General features: G+C 44.9%; 14 protein-coding genes and 1 pseudogene. 9 read left to right on the plus strand and 6 right to left on the minus strand.

The features are described 5' to 3' along the window. Positions 1-494: 494 nt before the first annotated feature. The 3 genes from L3C95_RS26295 to L3C95_RS26305 form a co-directional block, all read right to left on the minus strand. Positions 495-1,361 carry a helix-turn-helix transcriptional regulator gene (locus L3C95_RS26295; RefSeq protein ID WP_317207720.1) on the minus strand — a complete coding sequence of 289 codons (867 nt, stop codon included), beginning with the start codon at positions 1,359-1,361 and terminating at the stop codon, positions 495-497. Between the two features lie 117 nt (positions 1,362-1,478). Beyond that, complete coding sequence (locus L3C95_RS26300) at positions 1,479-2,222, minus strand: SDR family oxidoreductase (protein ID WP_236392411.1); 744 nt, start codon at positions 2,220-2,222, stop codon at positions 1,479-1,481. 113 nt (positions 2,223-2,335) lie between these two features. Next, positions 2,336-2,779: a dual specificity protein phosphatase family protein gene (locus tag L3C95_RS26305; protein WP_236392414.1), complete on the minus strand. Its 444-nt coding sequence runs from the start codon at positions 2,777-2,779 to the stop codon at positions 2,336-2,338. Positions 2,780-2,905: 126 nt separating this feature from the next. On the opposite strand from L3C95_RS26305, the gene L3C95_RS26310 reads away from it, so the two are divergent. Next, a complete protein-coding gene (locus L3C95_RS26310) occupies positions 2,906-3,556 on the plus strand; it encodes a DUF6304 family protein (protein ID WP_236392416.1) in 651 nt (216 codons plus the stop codon). Positions 3,557-3,641: 85 nt separating this feature from the next. Here the strand turns inward: L3C95_RS26310 and L3C95_RS26315 are convergent, their stop codons facing one another. The 3 genes from L3C95_RS26315 to L3C95_RS26325 all read right to left on the minus strand — a co-directional run bounded on the left by L3C95_RS26315 (position 3,642) and on the right by L3C95_RS26325 (position 5,156). Further along, complete coding sequence (locus tag L3C95_RS26315; RefSeq protein ID WP_089829868.1) at positions 3,642-4,055, minus strand: OsmC family protein; 414 nt, start codon at positions 4,053-4,055, stop codon at positions 3,642-3,644. 138 nt (positions 4,056-4,193) lie between these two features. Further along, positions 4,194-4,604, minus strand: coding sequence for a DUF1348 family protein (locus L3C95_RS26320; protein ID WP_236392418.1), 411 nt, complete (start codon positions 4,602-4,604; stop codon positions 4,194-4,196). A gap of 12 nt (positions 4,605-4,616) precedes the next feature. Continuing rightward, a complete protein-coding gene (locus L3C95_RS26325) occupies positions 4,617-5,156 on the minus strand; it encodes a TetR/AcrR family transcriptional regulator (RefSeq protein WP_236392420.1) in 540 nt (179 codons plus the stop codon). A gap of 191 nt (positions 5,157-5,347) precedes the next feature. Between L3C95_RS26325 and L3C95_RS26330 the strand changes: the two genes are divergently transcribed. The 8 genes and pseudogenes from L3C95_RS26330 (at position 5,348) to L3C95_RS26360 (ending at position 13,703) form a co-directional block, all read left to right on the plus strand. Then, entirely contained in the window at positions 5,348-6,373 is a 1,026-nt protein-coding gene (locus L3C95_RS26330) for a sensor histidine kinase (protein ID WP_236392422.1), read from the plus strand. After that, positions 6,370-7,062: a LytR/AlgR family response regulator transcription factor gene (locus tag L3C95_RS26335; protein ID WP_236392423.1), complete on the plus strand. Its 693-nt coding sequence runs from the start codon at positions 6,370-6,372 to the stop codon at positions 7,060-7,062. The genes L3C95_RS26330 and L3C95_RS26335 overlap by 4 nt, the downstream gene beginning before the upstream one ends. A gap of 294 nt (positions 7,063-7,356) precedes the next feature. Beyond that, on the plus strand, positions 7,357-9,660 hold the full coding sequence (locus L3C95_RS26340) for a TonB-dependent receptor (protein WP_236392425.1): 2,304 nt from the start codon (positions 7,357-7,359) through the stop codon (positions 9,658-9,660). 12 nt (positions 9,661-9,672) lie between these two features. After that, positions 9,673-10,464 (plus strand): DUF4249 family protein, encoded by a 792-nt coding sequence (locus tag L3C95_RS26345; protein WP_236392427.1) that lies wholly within the window; start codon positions 9,673-9,675, stop codon positions 10,462-10,464. A gap of 149 nt (positions 10,465-10,613) precedes the next feature. Further along, positions 10,614-10,703, plus strand: a pseudogene (locus L3C95_RS35280) (helix-turn-helix domain-containing protein); the annotation flags it as partial. 156 nt (positions 10,704-10,859) lie between these two features. Next, a complete protein-coding gene (locus L3C95_RS26350) occupies positions 10,860-12,167 on the plus strand; it encodes a cytochrome P460 family protein (protein WP_236392428.1) in 1,308 nt (435 codons plus the stop codon). A gap of 17 nt (positions 12,168-12,184) precedes the next feature. Next, positions 12,185-12,724 (plus strand): LytR/AlgR family response regulator transcription factor, encoded by a 540-nt coding sequence (locus tag L3C95_RS26355; RefSeq protein WP_236392430.1) that lies wholly within the window; start codon positions 12,185-12,187, stop codon positions 12,722-12,724. Between the two features lie 103 nt (positions 12,725-12,827). Then, positions 12,828-13,703 carry an NAD(P)-dependent oxidoreductase gene (locus L3C95_RS26360; RefSeq protein ID WP_236392432.1) on the plus strand — a complete coding sequence of 292 codons (876 nt, stop codon included), beginning with the start codon at positions 12,828-12,830 and terminating at the stop codon, positions 13,701-13,703. The last annotated feature ends 149 nt before the right edge of the window (positions 13,704-13,852 follow it).

The raw sequence follows: 13,852 nt of genomic DNA on the forward strand, positions 1-13,852 counted from the left end.
GCAATACTTACCTTAAAACTCGCTTCATACACCGCTGGGCGGCCCATGGCTTTCTTTTTCATAATTAGTAATTTAATTTAGCTTACGCTTCTTACCAAATATGTAAAGCCAATCCTGAATTAATACACTAAGATGAGGTTCACATGAGACGGAAGGAGGACGGACTAAGATCCTGGTCATATAGGGTCATCAAAACTAAGTTATTTCCGGAAGAGAAACCGGATTACCCATATCTAAAACATATCATAACACACTGTAAATCTGTTTGTTAAAGTATTAAAAATCAGTATTTCCCGCATCAGTTTTCTACTTAGCTTTGTGATGTAATCAGCATTGCTTTGACGACTCTTCCCCGGTTAGTTGAGCGTCTTTTGAGAAAAAATCCGCGTTATCAGCGCGTCCATATAAACATGTATTCGTTACTGATGCCGCATTGCCGGATGAGGACCCGCGGGCTGTGCACGGTGCGAACGCTATTAAAAAACGACAACCATTCAGGTGAAAGATTGCCTGAATTCAACAGGCGTCATATTCGTCTTCTGCCTGAACAATTTGTTGAACGACTGCGGATGCTCAAAGCCCAGTTCATATGCAATCTCGGCAACGCTCAGGCTTGTATGGCTCAGAATATGTTTCGCCTTTTCGATGAGATGATGATGGATCTGCTGTTGGGCACTCAGTCCGGTGAGAGATTTCAGCATATCGGTCAGATATCTCGGAGAAACGTCCAGATGATCTGCCAGTTCCTGGACTGATGGAATGCCGGTTAAAGCAGATTTACGGATATCAAAGCGATCAGATAAATACGCGTCCATTTTGCTGATCAGATCATTGTAAACAGTTTTGCGGGTAATGAATTGCCTGTTGTAATAACGGTTGCTATAATTCAGCAGCAGTTCTATCTGAGACACCAGCACATCCTGACTAAAATGATCGATGTTGTTATCCAGTTCCTTTGCAATAGCGTCAAAGAGGGTAGCAATCACCTTCTTCTCCTTGTCAGACAGGAACAGCGCCTCAGACACAGCATAGGAAAAGAAACCGTATTTGTGGATGTTATTGCCCAGCGTATAATTCCTGATCAGGTCGGGATGGAAGAAAAGAGCATAGCCTTCATAGCTGGTCTCTTCGCCGGAAAGGGTCACAATCTGATTGGGGGCTAAAAAGGCAAGGCCGCCTTCTTCAAAGTCATAGTAATGCTGGCCATATTTCACCTGCCCCTTAAAGCTGGTCTTGAATGATATCTTGTAGAAGTTGAGGGAATATTTCTCCCCTGCATCTGCAAGGGCGATTTTGGTATCATCGTAGTTGATCAATGCCACAAGCGGGTGTAGCGGAGGGGGCTGCTCCAGACGTCGCATTAACTCAGATATGCTGTTGAATATATGTAATTCAGACGGAGCCTTCTTCATGCGTAAACCGTTGTTGAGTATGAAACTATACAGGCGCTGGTATAGCGCCCGTATAAAATTAGGTAATTAATCCTGTGCAGCCGGACGGATAACAATATCACCCACGTCCACATTTGCAGGTTGTCCGATGGCATATGCTACCGCAGCGGCAATGGCGTCGGGAGAAATGCCAAGGGTATCCATCTTATCGAGAATCGCGGCTTTCATCTGTTCATTCTTCAGATTGTTCACAAATTCCGTCTGCACAATTCCAGGAGAAATGCCCGTTACGCGCAGCCAGCCGTCAGACTCCTGCCGCAATGCTTCACTGATGGTGCGTACCGCATTCTTTGTACCGGCATAAACACCCTGTAAGGGCACGATCTTCATGCCGGAAGTGGAAATGATGTTGATGATCTGCCCCGCACCCTGCTCACGGAAAACCGGTATCGCTGCCGCAATACCGTATAAAACACCTTTCAGGTTCACATCGATCATCTCCTCCCAGCCATCAACATCCAGTTCGTCTATGCGCGATAACTGGCACATGCCGGCATTGTTGACCATCACATCCAGTCTGCCATAGTGGTCGCGCGCCAGTTTTACCAAACGGCTCAGGTCATCCCGGCGCTTTACGTCAGTAACTATATAGGCTGCCTCGCCACCGTTTGCTATTATACTTGCAGCCAGTTCTTCTAATTGGTCGGCCCGGCGGGCGCCAAGCACTACCTTAGCTCCTTCCCCAGCCAGCATTAGCGCAATGGCTCTGCCAATACCACTGCTTGCCCCGGTAATGGCGATCACCTTTCCTTTGATTTCGTGTTTCATCATTTGCTAACATTTATGCAGCAAAATTCCATGTAAAGAAAAAGGAAGTTGTAGCCAAAACTGTAAATGTTGTAGCCGGAATGTCTTCATGAAAATATGGGCGATATATCTGAGGATTATTTTTTTAGTGCATGGCTGATCCTTTTTAGCCAGTTTTCCTGCTCATCGGTATCAGGGACTCTCAATCCACGGATCTTACTGATGTAACTACATACATCATCAGGCTTAAATCCATCCTGCACCATCAGGCATCCCGCTATGATGGAGGAGCGACCGATACCCATACGACAATGAACTACCGTGCAGTCTCCCCGGTCTATTCTTTCTTTTACCTGTCTGATGAAGTGCTGTACGTTCTTCTCATTATCGGGGATAGATCTATCTGGTATAGGGAAGTGTAAATATTCTATTCCATGTTTAGCGCATAGTGTAGCTTGTCGTTCCAGCCCCAGCTCGAGGATCTCATCTTTCTCCAGCAGGGATACAATTACCTTTGTTCCCTGTTTTTTAATACTTAGCAATTCCTCTTCCAACCACTCATTTCCTCTTGGTCTTGCCATGATCCCTAACTGGGATAAATTTTCAAACCTGTACAGCCAATATATTCTTACAGCCATTGAGCTAAGATAGAGAAATGCCGGAAATCAACGCTGAAGACTTACCTTTACAACTCCAAACCAACACCTATGCACTCGGAAATCCCCGCCGTTTACACCGACAAACATGGCACTATCCAAACGACTATTATCAACGATTCATTAACACTGAGCATTGAACTGGACGGCTATACCTTCTCCGGAAGCACCTTTGTCTTTTTTAAGCCGGAAACAACGCTTCCTCTGCCTGACCGTTTCACCCTGGGCGAATTAGGCCAGCTGAATGATTATTCATTATCCTGCCGTATTCCTGTATCCGCCTGGAAAGCGGGAACACAGGTACCGGGGTTCCTGCTGTTTACTGTAGACTATCATGAAGCTGCAACCCGGCAAGACCCCAATGCACCTTATTTTGATTTCAGCTTTGCACTTGAAGGCGACATCATCGAAATTGGGAAACTATCGCAATTTGAAGGCGTCTTCGAAAGACTAGAGGAAAAGTTGCCTGACAATATTGTTATAAAAACCTGTTACACCTGTCAGTATTCCGATTATAGTGTATATGGCTCTGATATTTTTGCCACCATGTTATGTTTCAGAAATGTAAAAGATCAGTATTTGAAAGTGCGCAACAAGAGCGAGTATATGGACATAATGGATGATTTTGACAGGTTCGTGCAGGAAACTTATTTGTGTGAAGACTTTACTCCCCGCACCAAAGGAACGGGATACAGGGGATAACAAAATGCGAATCCTCACCGGTCGACCGGCGAGGATTCAGATTAGATATATAATTGATTGTTGAACCTATTAGCCTATCAGCTTATTAGCCTACCAGCTCAGCCTGCAGGGAGATCTCCAGATTCAGGGCCCTGCTTACAGGACAACCTGCCTTCGCACCTGCTGCCACTTCCTGGAATTTCTCGTTGGTAATGCCCGGCACTTTTGCTTTCAGCACCAGATCCGAACGGGTAATTGTACCATTGTCCAGCGTAACTGTTGATGTTGTTTCCAGTGTATCGGCTTTAAACCCTGCTGCTTCCAGATCGAGGGTTAGTTTCATGTTGAAACAACCTGCGTGTGCGGCCGCTATCAGTTCTTCCGGATTGGTACCTACACCTTCTGCAAAACGGCTGTTGAAAGAGTATTGTGTTTTGTTCAGAACAGTGCTCTGTGTAGAGATGTTACCATTACCTTCTTTGATAGTGCCATTCCAGATGGCAGATGCTGTGCGTTTCATAGTATTGAATGTTTTAAGAGTTATTTGGCTTGTTTGTTTATCATTAACTGATGACACAAAATTAAGCCGGCCGGCAAGGGTAGACAATGCACATTTTGCCACTATTCTTGTACATTTTACCCCGCGCCCCTCTCTTGCCTACAATCTTCTCTCTGATTCCTGTATGGGCAGGTCATTAATACTGGCAAATCTGCGCTGCATCAGGCCGTTTTCGTCAAATTCCCAGTTCTCGTTGCCATAAGCCCGGAACCACTGGCCGTCCTTGTCGTGGTACTCATATTCAAAACGTACAGCGATCCTGTTGTCTGTAAAAGCCCAGAGCTCTTTCCTTAATTTATAGTTCAGCTCTTTCTTCCATTTCTCTTCCAGGAATTGCTTCGCCTCGGCCCTGCCGTTCAGGAAGGTAGAACGGTTCCTCCATTCTGTATCTACCGTATAAGCCAGTGATACCCTTTCAGGGTCCTGTGAATTCCATGCATCTTCTGCCAGCTGAACTTTCTCTTTGGCTGTTTCCAGCGTAAACGGCGGTAACGGATATCTCTTTTCCATGTTGTATATATATTAATTGATTAATGAATTGACTATTTTCCTGGCCCTGTTCACCGGCCACTGATCACGGTATAACTGGCTTTCCACAAAAGCGCCTTCATATAACAGATAAATATGGTCTGCCAGTTCTGCATGCTCCAGCAGCTCTCTAAAAGACTGCCTTATATTGCTTTTATGGTCATAAATGACCTGCCTGACCTTTGTATTATCCGCAGGGATCTCTGAAAGAATGTTCAGGAAGGCGCACCCCCTGAAATCTTCCTTTTCATTCAGCAGTGATATCAGGTCGAAAGAAGCGAGGATCTTCATTTTAGCGCTCCTCTTTTGTGCCGTCAATGCCTGCATCTGCTCTTCTATATAATGATGACGCTTTTCCAGAACCCCTACACACAGATCTTCCTTGGATTTAAAATGCTGGTAAAAACTGGCCTTGGCCACATCCGCCTCTTCTATGATCTGGTTAATACCGGTGGAGTTATAACCCTGCTTCAGAAAAAGCGCATACGCGGTTGCTAATATCCGCTCGCGTGGTTGTAATGATTCTTTACTCATGACACAAAGGTAAGGGGATTTATAATACAAACAGACAAGTCTGTCTATTTATTTTTTTTCTGAGATCTTGTTATATGGGAAGATTATCACCGGGGAGTAATTCATACTTCTACAAACCAGCCCCCTTCTTCTCATATTTTTTGAGGGGAAAGAAACATACCTTTGTTTTGGGCATTATTTCGAAAATAATCATGAAAATCAAACGTTTCACCATTGCCACACATGCCTTAGTGTGGATACTATTGCTGGTTATTCCTTACATTTCAACCGATCAGCTGTTCAACGCGTTAGATCCATCATCTGACGAAAAGTATCTTTTACTCTCGCTCGCTTTAAGCGCTGTATTGATAATAATATTTTACTTCAATTACTTTTTCCTCATTCCAAAATATCTGCTTACAAAGAAATACTGGATCTATTTTTCATTTCTACTACTGGCAATAATAACCGTGTTTCTGCTTTCCGGCATGATGTTTTTCTCTTCCGATTTCAACCTTGCAACATCGCCTGAAACGAATCCGGCTGTTGAAAAAATCTTCCCTGTTATAATACTGAACGCGCTGTTATTATGGCTCCTGTCTATTGTATCGTCTATTCTATGGACAGCCTATAACAGATTAAAGCAGACAGAAAGCGAAAAGCTCTCGGCGCAGATCACTTCGCTCAAATCGCAGATCAATCCTCATTTTCTGTTTAATACTTTAAACAATATTTATGCTACTGCCATTGACACCTCGCCCAAAACGGCAGACATGGTTGACAAGCTTTCCGCCATGATGCGCTACACCATGAAAGACACACAGCAGGATTTTGTTTTACTGGAAGATGAAATAAATTACATCAGCAATTTTATTGAGCTCCAAAAATTACGGCTGGACAGAAGTGTAAAACTGGAGTATCATATCCTGGAAGATATTCCTGCGCTGCGCATTGCGCCCATGTTACTCATTCCTTTTGTTGAAAATGCTTTTAAACATGGCGTCAATTCCGAACAGAAAAGCCGTATTAAAATTGAGATAACAATGGACAGAACAGAGTTCCAGCTGAGCGTGGTGAACAATAAAGTGGATATTCAACGAGACATTTCTGAAAGAAGTGGATTAGGGATAGAGAACACAAAACATCGCCTGAATTTGATCTATCCGTCCAGACATTTACTGGTTATTAATGACACTGAGAAGGAATTTTTTGTTTCTTTGTATATCAACTTACAATGATAAATGCCATTGCCATAGACGACGAGCCTTTAGCACTTACGGTGATTAAATCGCTGTGCGACAAGAGCGATGGCATCCATCTGCAAAAGACTTTCACTCAGCCCAGCGAGGCATTAAAACATTTACGCAAATTCCCCACCGACCTGATTTTCTGCGACATACAAATGCCCGCCATGACCGGGATCAATTTAGTGAAGTCATTGCAGAAAAACACCATGGTGATTTTCACCACCGCCTTCAGCGAATACGCGGTTGTCAGTTACGAGTTGAACGCCATTGACTACTTACTCAAACCCATCAACCAGAAACGCTTTACGCAAGCTATTGTCAAAGCACAGGAATACTTTTCATACATCAGTAAAAAAGATCATAGCGCGGAACAAAACATATTCATTCGCGCCGATTTTAGCCTGGTCAAAATCCCTTTGGCAGACATTCTGTATATCGAAGGCCTGGCCGATTATCTCAAAATCCATATCAAAGACCGTAAAACTATCGTAGCCCGCATGTCCATGAAAGACATGATGGAGAAGTTACAGGCTGCTGACTTCATCCGCGTGCATCGCAGTTTCATATTGCCATTCAATAAAATTGAGGCAGTGAGGGGAACGACTATCTTTATTGGCGACAAAGAGTTCCCCATCGGTCGAACTTACGCTGAAGAGTTTTTCAACCGTTATTCTTCTTAGGCCCCTCAAAACAGCACTGCCACCTGTCATGGCTCGTCAATACGGGATTACACAGCCAGGTTATGGTAATAATCCCCATTGTAACGTCCAGGTTTGCCTTGGGCATATAGCTCATACGCTATTATCAGCAATATGTACAAAACTCAGAAAAGCGCTACATTCTTCGCATAAATCTTTCACTTCTTCTCAAAAATTTCAGCAGCGGTATTCTTGATTTCATATTTGCATCGTAATCACAAAAATATTTTTCGGATGCAAACTGGAACAGAAAAACGAATATGCCAACCCACTATCATGCACAAGATATTAGTAGTGTTGCCCTTACTACTTGTATTGGGCACAACACTATTGATGGGGCAGTCAAAATATACCGTAAGCGGAACGGTGAAACAAAACTCCACAGGCGAAACACTCATAGGAGTAACTGTTGTGGTAGTGGAAAAACCCACAATAGGCGTAATTACAAATGAGTACGGGTTTTATTCTATTTCGCTGCCTAAAGGCAACTATACATTACGGTTCTCTTATGTTGGATACAAACAGGAATCAGTTGCTGTACAATTGGATTCAAGCATCAGGGGGAGCATTAATCTGTCTGACGAAACCAGTTTGCAGGAGGTGGTGATAAGCGCTAAAAAAGATAACGACAATCTTACGAAGGCCACAATGGGTACGGAAGTACTGAATATGAAAGAGGCGGCAAAACTGCCCGTGGTATTTGGCGAAAAAGACCTGGTAAAAACTATCCAGTTATTGCCTGGTGTAAAATCTAATGGGGAGGGAAGCAATGGATTTTCTGTCAGAGGCGGCGCTACCGACCAGAACCTGATATTGCTTGACGAGGCGCCCGTATACAATGCCTCTCATCTGCTGGGTTTCTTCAGCTCTTTCAACAGTGATGCTATTAAAGATGCCACCATTATCAAAGGCAACAGTCCGGCACAATATGGCGGCCGCCTTTCATCCGTGCTCGACGTAAAAATGAAGGAAGGTAACAACAAAGATTACCAGGTAAGCGGAGGACTGGGCCTGATCAGTAGCAGATTGCTGCTTGAAGGTCCTATTCAGAAAGATAAATCATCGTTCATGATATCTGGCAGAAGGACTTACGCCGACCTCTTTGCAAGGCTTTCTTCAGACATGAAAGACGTCAAATTATATTTCTATGATCTGAATGCTAAGGCAAACTGGGCCATCAACAGTAAGAATAAATTGTATTTCTCCGGCTACTTTGGGAAAGATGTATTCAGTGTGTCTTCACTGTTTGGAAGCGACTGGGGCAATACTACGGCTACGCTAAGGTGGAACAGCATTCTGAGCAACAAATTATTCTCCAATACATCTTTCATTTATAGCAACTACGATTTCAACGTGGGTTTTAAAACTGACGCCAGTGAGATGAATTTCAATTCCCATATCAAGGACCTGAACATGAAGCAGGATTTCACCTGGTATGCAAACGCTCACAATACAGTACGCATGGGGTTTAATATCATACACCATACCATTACACCCACCAAGGCCGAAGGAACGGATATCGTGAATAACAAAAAGAGCCGTAAAGGCTTGGAGAATGCGGTATATGTGAGCAATTCATGGAAAGCCTCCGACCGCCTTAATATCGACTATGGATTGCGGCTTTCGTTTTATAGTGTGTTGGGAGGCAGCACCTACAATATTTACAAGGGTAATCAGCTCGTCGACTCTGTCAGATTAGCCAATGGAAAATCTGGCAAAAAGTACTACAACCTTGAGCCCAGGATCTCCGCAAGCTACAGTCTGAACAGTACCGCAGCTATCAAAATGGGTTATGCGCGTAATACCCAGCACCTGCACATGATGAGCAACTCAACCGGGGGCAGCCCCACCGACGCATGGATCGGCAACAGTTATAACATCAAGCCGGAAGTAGCCGACCAGTTCAGCATCGGGTTTAGTAAAAACCTCCGTAACAATGCATTTGAGCTGAATACGGAGGCCTATTATAAAACAATGCAGCACCAGATAGATTACAGGGATGGCGCCGATATCAACACTGTACCTGATGTTGAACGGGAATTGCTGTTTGGTAAAGGCCGGGCCTATGGTGTAGAAATTTTATTGAGGAAGAAAAAGGGAAAACTGACAGGATGGATTGGTTATACCCTTTCTAAAACCGAAAGACAAATAAACGGCATTAACAATGGGCAATGGTATAATGCAAAGCAAGACCGTACGCACGACTTGTCAATTGTAGGCATTTACACGCTTTCACCACGATGGACATTCTCCGGTACATTCATTTACAATACCGGCAATGCCGTCACATTCCCTACAGGCAAATATGTTCTGAACAATATGGTTATTTATCAATATGGCGCCCGCAATGCCGACAGGATGCCCGCTACGCACAGACTGGACATCAGCGCCACTTACGAAAGGCCGGCCAGGAAACACTGGCAAAGTTCGTGGAGCTTCGGACTGTATAATGTATATGGCCGCCGCAATCCATTTGCCATCACGTTTAAAGAAAATAAGGATAATCCACAGAAAATAGATGCGGTACAAACCTCGCTCTTTCAATGGGTACCCAGCATCACTTATAATTTCAAATTTTAAGAAAGCATACAAATGAAAAATATTGTCAGCATATTATTTATCGCCTTCCTTCTGACGGCTTGCGAAAAAACGGTTGATTTAAAATACAAAGACAACCAGTCCAGGATCATCATTGAAGGAAACATCACTAACGGGCCCGGGCCATATTTTGTGAAGATCACAAAGTCCGTCAGGTTGACTGAAACCGGCACTTATCCCACCGTCGATGACGCCGTAGTAACTATCAGCGACGATGCCGGAAATACTGAAAGCCTCGCCGCAATGGGCAAAGGGATGTATAGCACCAGCACGTTGACCGGCGTAGAAGGCCGCACATACACCCTCACTGTACAGGCTGAGGATGAAACCTACACAGCACAAAGCACGATGCCACAGCGGGTGCCTTTTGATTCCATTAAAGTGGAGACCGATATTATTACCGGTGAAACGGAATACAGTTTAATACCGGCTTACAAAGACCCATTATCAAAAGGCGACAATTACCGGTTTGTAATGTGGCTAAACAATAAGCTGCTCAATCAGCACCTGGTTCAAAATGATGAAGTAAGAAACGGCGTTGTTAACACAGTGAGGCTGGAAATAAACGATGATGATATTGAGTTTAAAAAGGGAGATTCGATCACTTTACAAATGCAATGCATTGATAAAAATGTGGCATTGTATTACAGAACATTAGCTTTAATATCTGATAGTGGTCCGGGCGGGGGTACAACGCCGAACAATCCACCGAATAATATTTCCAACGGGGCATTAGGTATATTCTCTGCTTATACAATGGAAGAAAAAACTACAGTTTTGCCATAGAAAATACAAGTTTTCCCGTCAGGTGTCTCAAAAGTAATTGAGGCACCTTTTTTATTTTGGGTAGTTTTTAGCATAAAAGTCTCTTTTATAGTTTTTTTGAACGCTGACTTCCTCCCTGGAGCTTATATGCTGGATGGACTCCACCTTCTGAAGTATACTTCGATGTAGGGTTTGTTAATTTCTCGCATTTCTCAAGGAGCTTCAAAATGGTCTTTGGCGTCAGCCCGTCAGCAGTGTAGCGTATATGTAAAAACGCCCCGGACTCTTCATCCCCTATTTTTCCACATTCGGCTATTTATTCCCCCCGTACAACAATTTCTGCTTGCTATTAGTACCTGCTACGGGCATCTTTGTCAGTAAGAAAAATCTGCCCGACAATGTCTATATCCACCTTCATGAGAAAAAAGCTTGTAAACATCGCCCTGATCATCGCCGGTGGCCTGATCTTAATACAATTTATCAGGCCCGGTATTAAAAATCCTCCCGTTACAAAAGACATCCAGGTACCTGCTGACGTTGCGCACATCCTGCGGGTTTCCTGTTACGATTGCCATTCAAACGAGACCAGACTGAAATGGTTTGATGAGATAGCACCTGCTTCCTGGCTGGTAGCCGGCCATATCAAAGATGGCAGGAAGGCGCTGAACTTCTCGCATTGGGACAGCCTCTCCGCCGGAGATCAGAAGGCCAATCTCTTCCTGTCTGTGAACCAGGCAATGTTTGGAGTAATGCCACTCCCCTCTTACACCACCTTCCATGGAGAAGCCAGGTTAACAGAAAAGGCCCTCAATACCCTCAAAACATATGTCAGAGGGCTGGCACCTTTTAAAGTATCTGACATCTCCCGTATTGGCGTGGCACAGCAACAATTCAGCAAGTGGGCTGCCGGAGCGCTTCCTGCTGTAGAAGACATACACCCCGCTCCCAATGGCATCGCCTATATACACGACTACAGGGACTGGCAGATCGTGAATATCTCAGACAGGTTCGATAATGGTACCATGAGGGTCATCCTGGGCAATGATGTGGCGATGGAAGCGATCAATAAACACAAGACCAATCCATGGCCCAACGGCACCATCTTCGCAAAAGTGGCCTGGGAACAATTGACTGACAGTAACCTCGTTGCCAATACCGGCGAACTGAAACAGGTTGAGTTCATGATAAAAGATGATAAAAAATATGCCGGTACTGCAGGCTGGGGCTGGGCAAGATGGAAAGGCAATGACCTGAAACCTTATGGCAAAACACTCACCTTTACACAGGAATGTGTGAACTGTCACCAGCCGATGAAAGGTAATGACTTTGTGTTCACGCCGCCCCTCGCAGATGCCGACAGACCTGATAAAGTGGTCAATGGAGCACAGCAGCAGCTGATTGCCTCCGTGATCGACAACAAACGTCAGACACATACCGTACTGTTTGGGAACAGCATTGCGGTACAACATGCCAGAAGCGGCGCTATAGGCGCTTACCCTGAGGGGGCAATACTCACACTGGCCACCTGGTCACAGCAGGAAGATGCGCACTGGTTTGGTGCAAAGATCCCTGAACATCTGCAGACAGTAGAAACGGTGAAAGTGAGTACAACAACATCTTACGAGGGTTATCAGGCCCCTTCATGGAAGCAATTACCAACAGCAGACCAATCAGACAGGATCAATTATATAACGCACCTGAGAGCATCGGTGATCTTTAACTAAACGCTGCAAGTTGTACTATGAAGAACATACGCACATTCCAGGGATCGAGCACGGCTTACGATGAATATGTCATGGAGGTAGCTAATGGCATTGACTACATTCTGAAGCCATTCATCAAGGTAACGCCAGTGGCTGCAGTCAGCAAAGCAGCCACTTTAAAACAGACGCGTGGAACGGCGGAAACACATCACTTATATCCGCAGTATGTACCGAAAGGGAAAAAAAGTTTCCTCGTTTTCAAGGATAACAAATATACCGTGATCGGGGTGGAGCAGATCGCTTTCTTTTATGTCAGGGGCGAGCAACCGGTGATAGTGACCTTTGAGGGAACGGAATACATCGCCAGCCAATCGCTGGACACTACCAGCAGCCAGCTGTCGCCGGCACAATTCTATCGTATCAACCGTCAATACCTCATCAATTTCGATGCAGTACATGAGGTAGAGCGTTACTTTGCACGTAAGCTCCTGGTGCATCTCAAAACGGCTACACCTGAGCAGATCATCATCGGGAAAAATAAAGCGCCTGAGTTTCTCCAATGGCTGGATAACCGTTGATCTGGTTAGTTAAGCTGGCGAACACTTCCATTTTGCAGGAATAAATTGTGCTCCTTTAGCATGTTTTTCCTAGATTTATACAGACCACCAAAAAAGCAGTTTTATGAGTCATCTGAAAATTGGATGGGCCGGTCTGGGCAATATGGGAACGCCAATGGTCACGAACCTCGTCAAAGCCGGTTTTAAGGTTAAAGTGTACAATCGCACAGCAGCGAAGGCAAAGGCACTACAGGAAAAGCTGGGTGTAGACGTAGCCAGGAGCCCAAAGCACCTGGTAGAAGATGTGGACATGGTGATCACCATGCTGACGGACGATGCTGCGCTCAAAGAAGTATATGAGGGCCCGGAAGGCATCCTCTCCGTGACGCTGCCTCCCAATATGCTGGCCATTGATATGAGCACGGTTTCACCGGATACCACCCGGCAACTGGCGGCCTTATGTGAGGCGGAAGGCATCTGGTATATGGACGCACCGGTATCGGGCAGTGTTAAACCTGCAGAAGAAGGGCAGCTGGTCATTATGGCCGGAGGCCGTCCTGAGGATTTTGAACGGGCCAGACCCATCTTCAACGTCCTGGGCAAAGCCTCTTATCTGCTGGGTGATAATGGAGCAGGAAATTATGCGAAACTGGCCATTAATACCTTCCTCGGTATTACCCTGCAGGGACTGTCGGAAGCTGTTATATTCGCCAAAAACAACGGCGTCTCTCCAGAGCAGCTCCTGCCGCTGATCAACGACGGGCCTTTAGCCAGTGTGGTCACGCGGAGCAAGTCACAGAATATCATCAACCATGATTTCACGCCTTCGTTTCCCTTAGGTCTCCTGGCGAAAGACATACGGCTGGCCAAAGCACAGGGCATGGATACCCCTGCTGTCAATACCCTTTCTACTACATTACAGGATGCATTAGCGAAAGGATTGGGCGCTTCAGATATGATGGCCATCTATCAATTTCTCGAGCAGGAATATACGATATAAAGCGTAAGGCCGGTCTTTCGACCGGCCTACTCACAACGTGTGTGTCTTCTAAGGATAATCAGGATAATAACACTTCATCACTCTTAACGTAAACCTTCAGGTTCTTCAATAATTGTATATAGCAGGCTGTTTCATTCTTCTGATATAAA

It is taken from the genome of Chitinophaga filiformis, assembly GCF_021646545.1.
Classification (GTDB): Bacteria; Bacteroidota; Bacteroidia; order Chitinophagales; family Chitinophagaceae; genus Chitinophaga; species Chitinophaga filiformis_A.

What these genes read in the sequence shown, in the direction of transcription:
- L3C95_RS26295 (WP_317207720.1), bottom strand. Translation starts at nt 1,361, where the DNA reads ATGCGACGTCTGGAGCAGCCCCCTCCGCTACACCCGCTTGTGGCATTG.
- L3C95_RS26300 (WP_236392411.1), bottom strand. Translation starts at nt 2,222, where the DNA reads ATGATGAAACACGAAATCAAAGGAAAGGTGATCGCCATTACCGGGGCA.
- L3C95_RS26305 (WP_236392414.1), bottom strand. Translation starts at nt 2,779, where the DNA reads ATGGCAAGACCAAGAGGAAATGAGTGGTTGGAAGAGGAATTGCTAAGT.
- L3C95_RS26310 (WP_236392416.1), top strand. Translation starts at nt 2,906, where the DNA reads ATGCACTCGGAAATCCCCGCCGTTTACACCGACAAACATGGCACTATC.
- L3C95_RS26315 (WP_089829868.1), bottom strand. Translation starts at nt 4,055, where the DNA reads ATGAAACGCACAGCATCTGCCATCTGGAATGGCACTATCAAAGAAGGT.
- L3C95_RS26320 (WP_236392418.1), bottom strand. Translation starts at nt 4,604, where the DNA reads ATGGAAAAGAGATATCCGTTACCGCCGTTTACGCTGGAAACAGCCAAA.
- L3C95_RS26325 (WP_236392420.1), bottom strand. Translation starts at nt 5,156, where the DNA reads ATGAGTAAAGAATCATTACAACCACGCGAGCGGATATTAGCAACCGCG.
- L3C95_RS26330 (WP_236392422.1), top strand. Translation starts at nt 5,348, where the DNA reads ATGAAAATCAAACGTTTCACCATTGCCACACATGCCTTAGTGTGGATA.
- L3C95_RS26335 (WP_236392423.1), top strand. Translation starts at nt 6,370, where the DNA reads ATGATAAATGCCATTGCCATAGACGACGAGCCTTTAGCACTTACGGTG.
- L3C95_RS26340 (WP_236392425.1), top strand. Translation starts at nt 7,357, where the DNA reads ATGCACAAGATATTAGTAGTGTTGCCCTTACTACTTGTATTGGGCACA.
- L3C95_RS26345 (WP_236392427.1), top strand. Translation starts at nt 9,673, where the DNA reads ATGAAAAATATTGTCAGCATATTATTTATCGCCTTCCTTCTGACGGCT.
- L3C95_RS26350 (WP_236392428.1), top strand. Translation starts at nt 10,860, where the DNA reads ATGAGAAAAAAGCTTGTAAACATCGCCCTGATCATCGCCGGTGGCCTG.
- L3C95_RS26355 (WP_236392430.1), top strand. Translation starts at nt 12,185, where the DNA reads ATGAAGAACATACGCACATTCCAGGGATCGAGCACGGCTTACGATGAA.
- L3C95_RS26360 (WP_236392432.1), top strand. Translation starts at nt 12,828, where the DNA reads ATGAGTCATCTGAAAATTGGATGGGCCGGTCTGGGCAATATGGGAACG.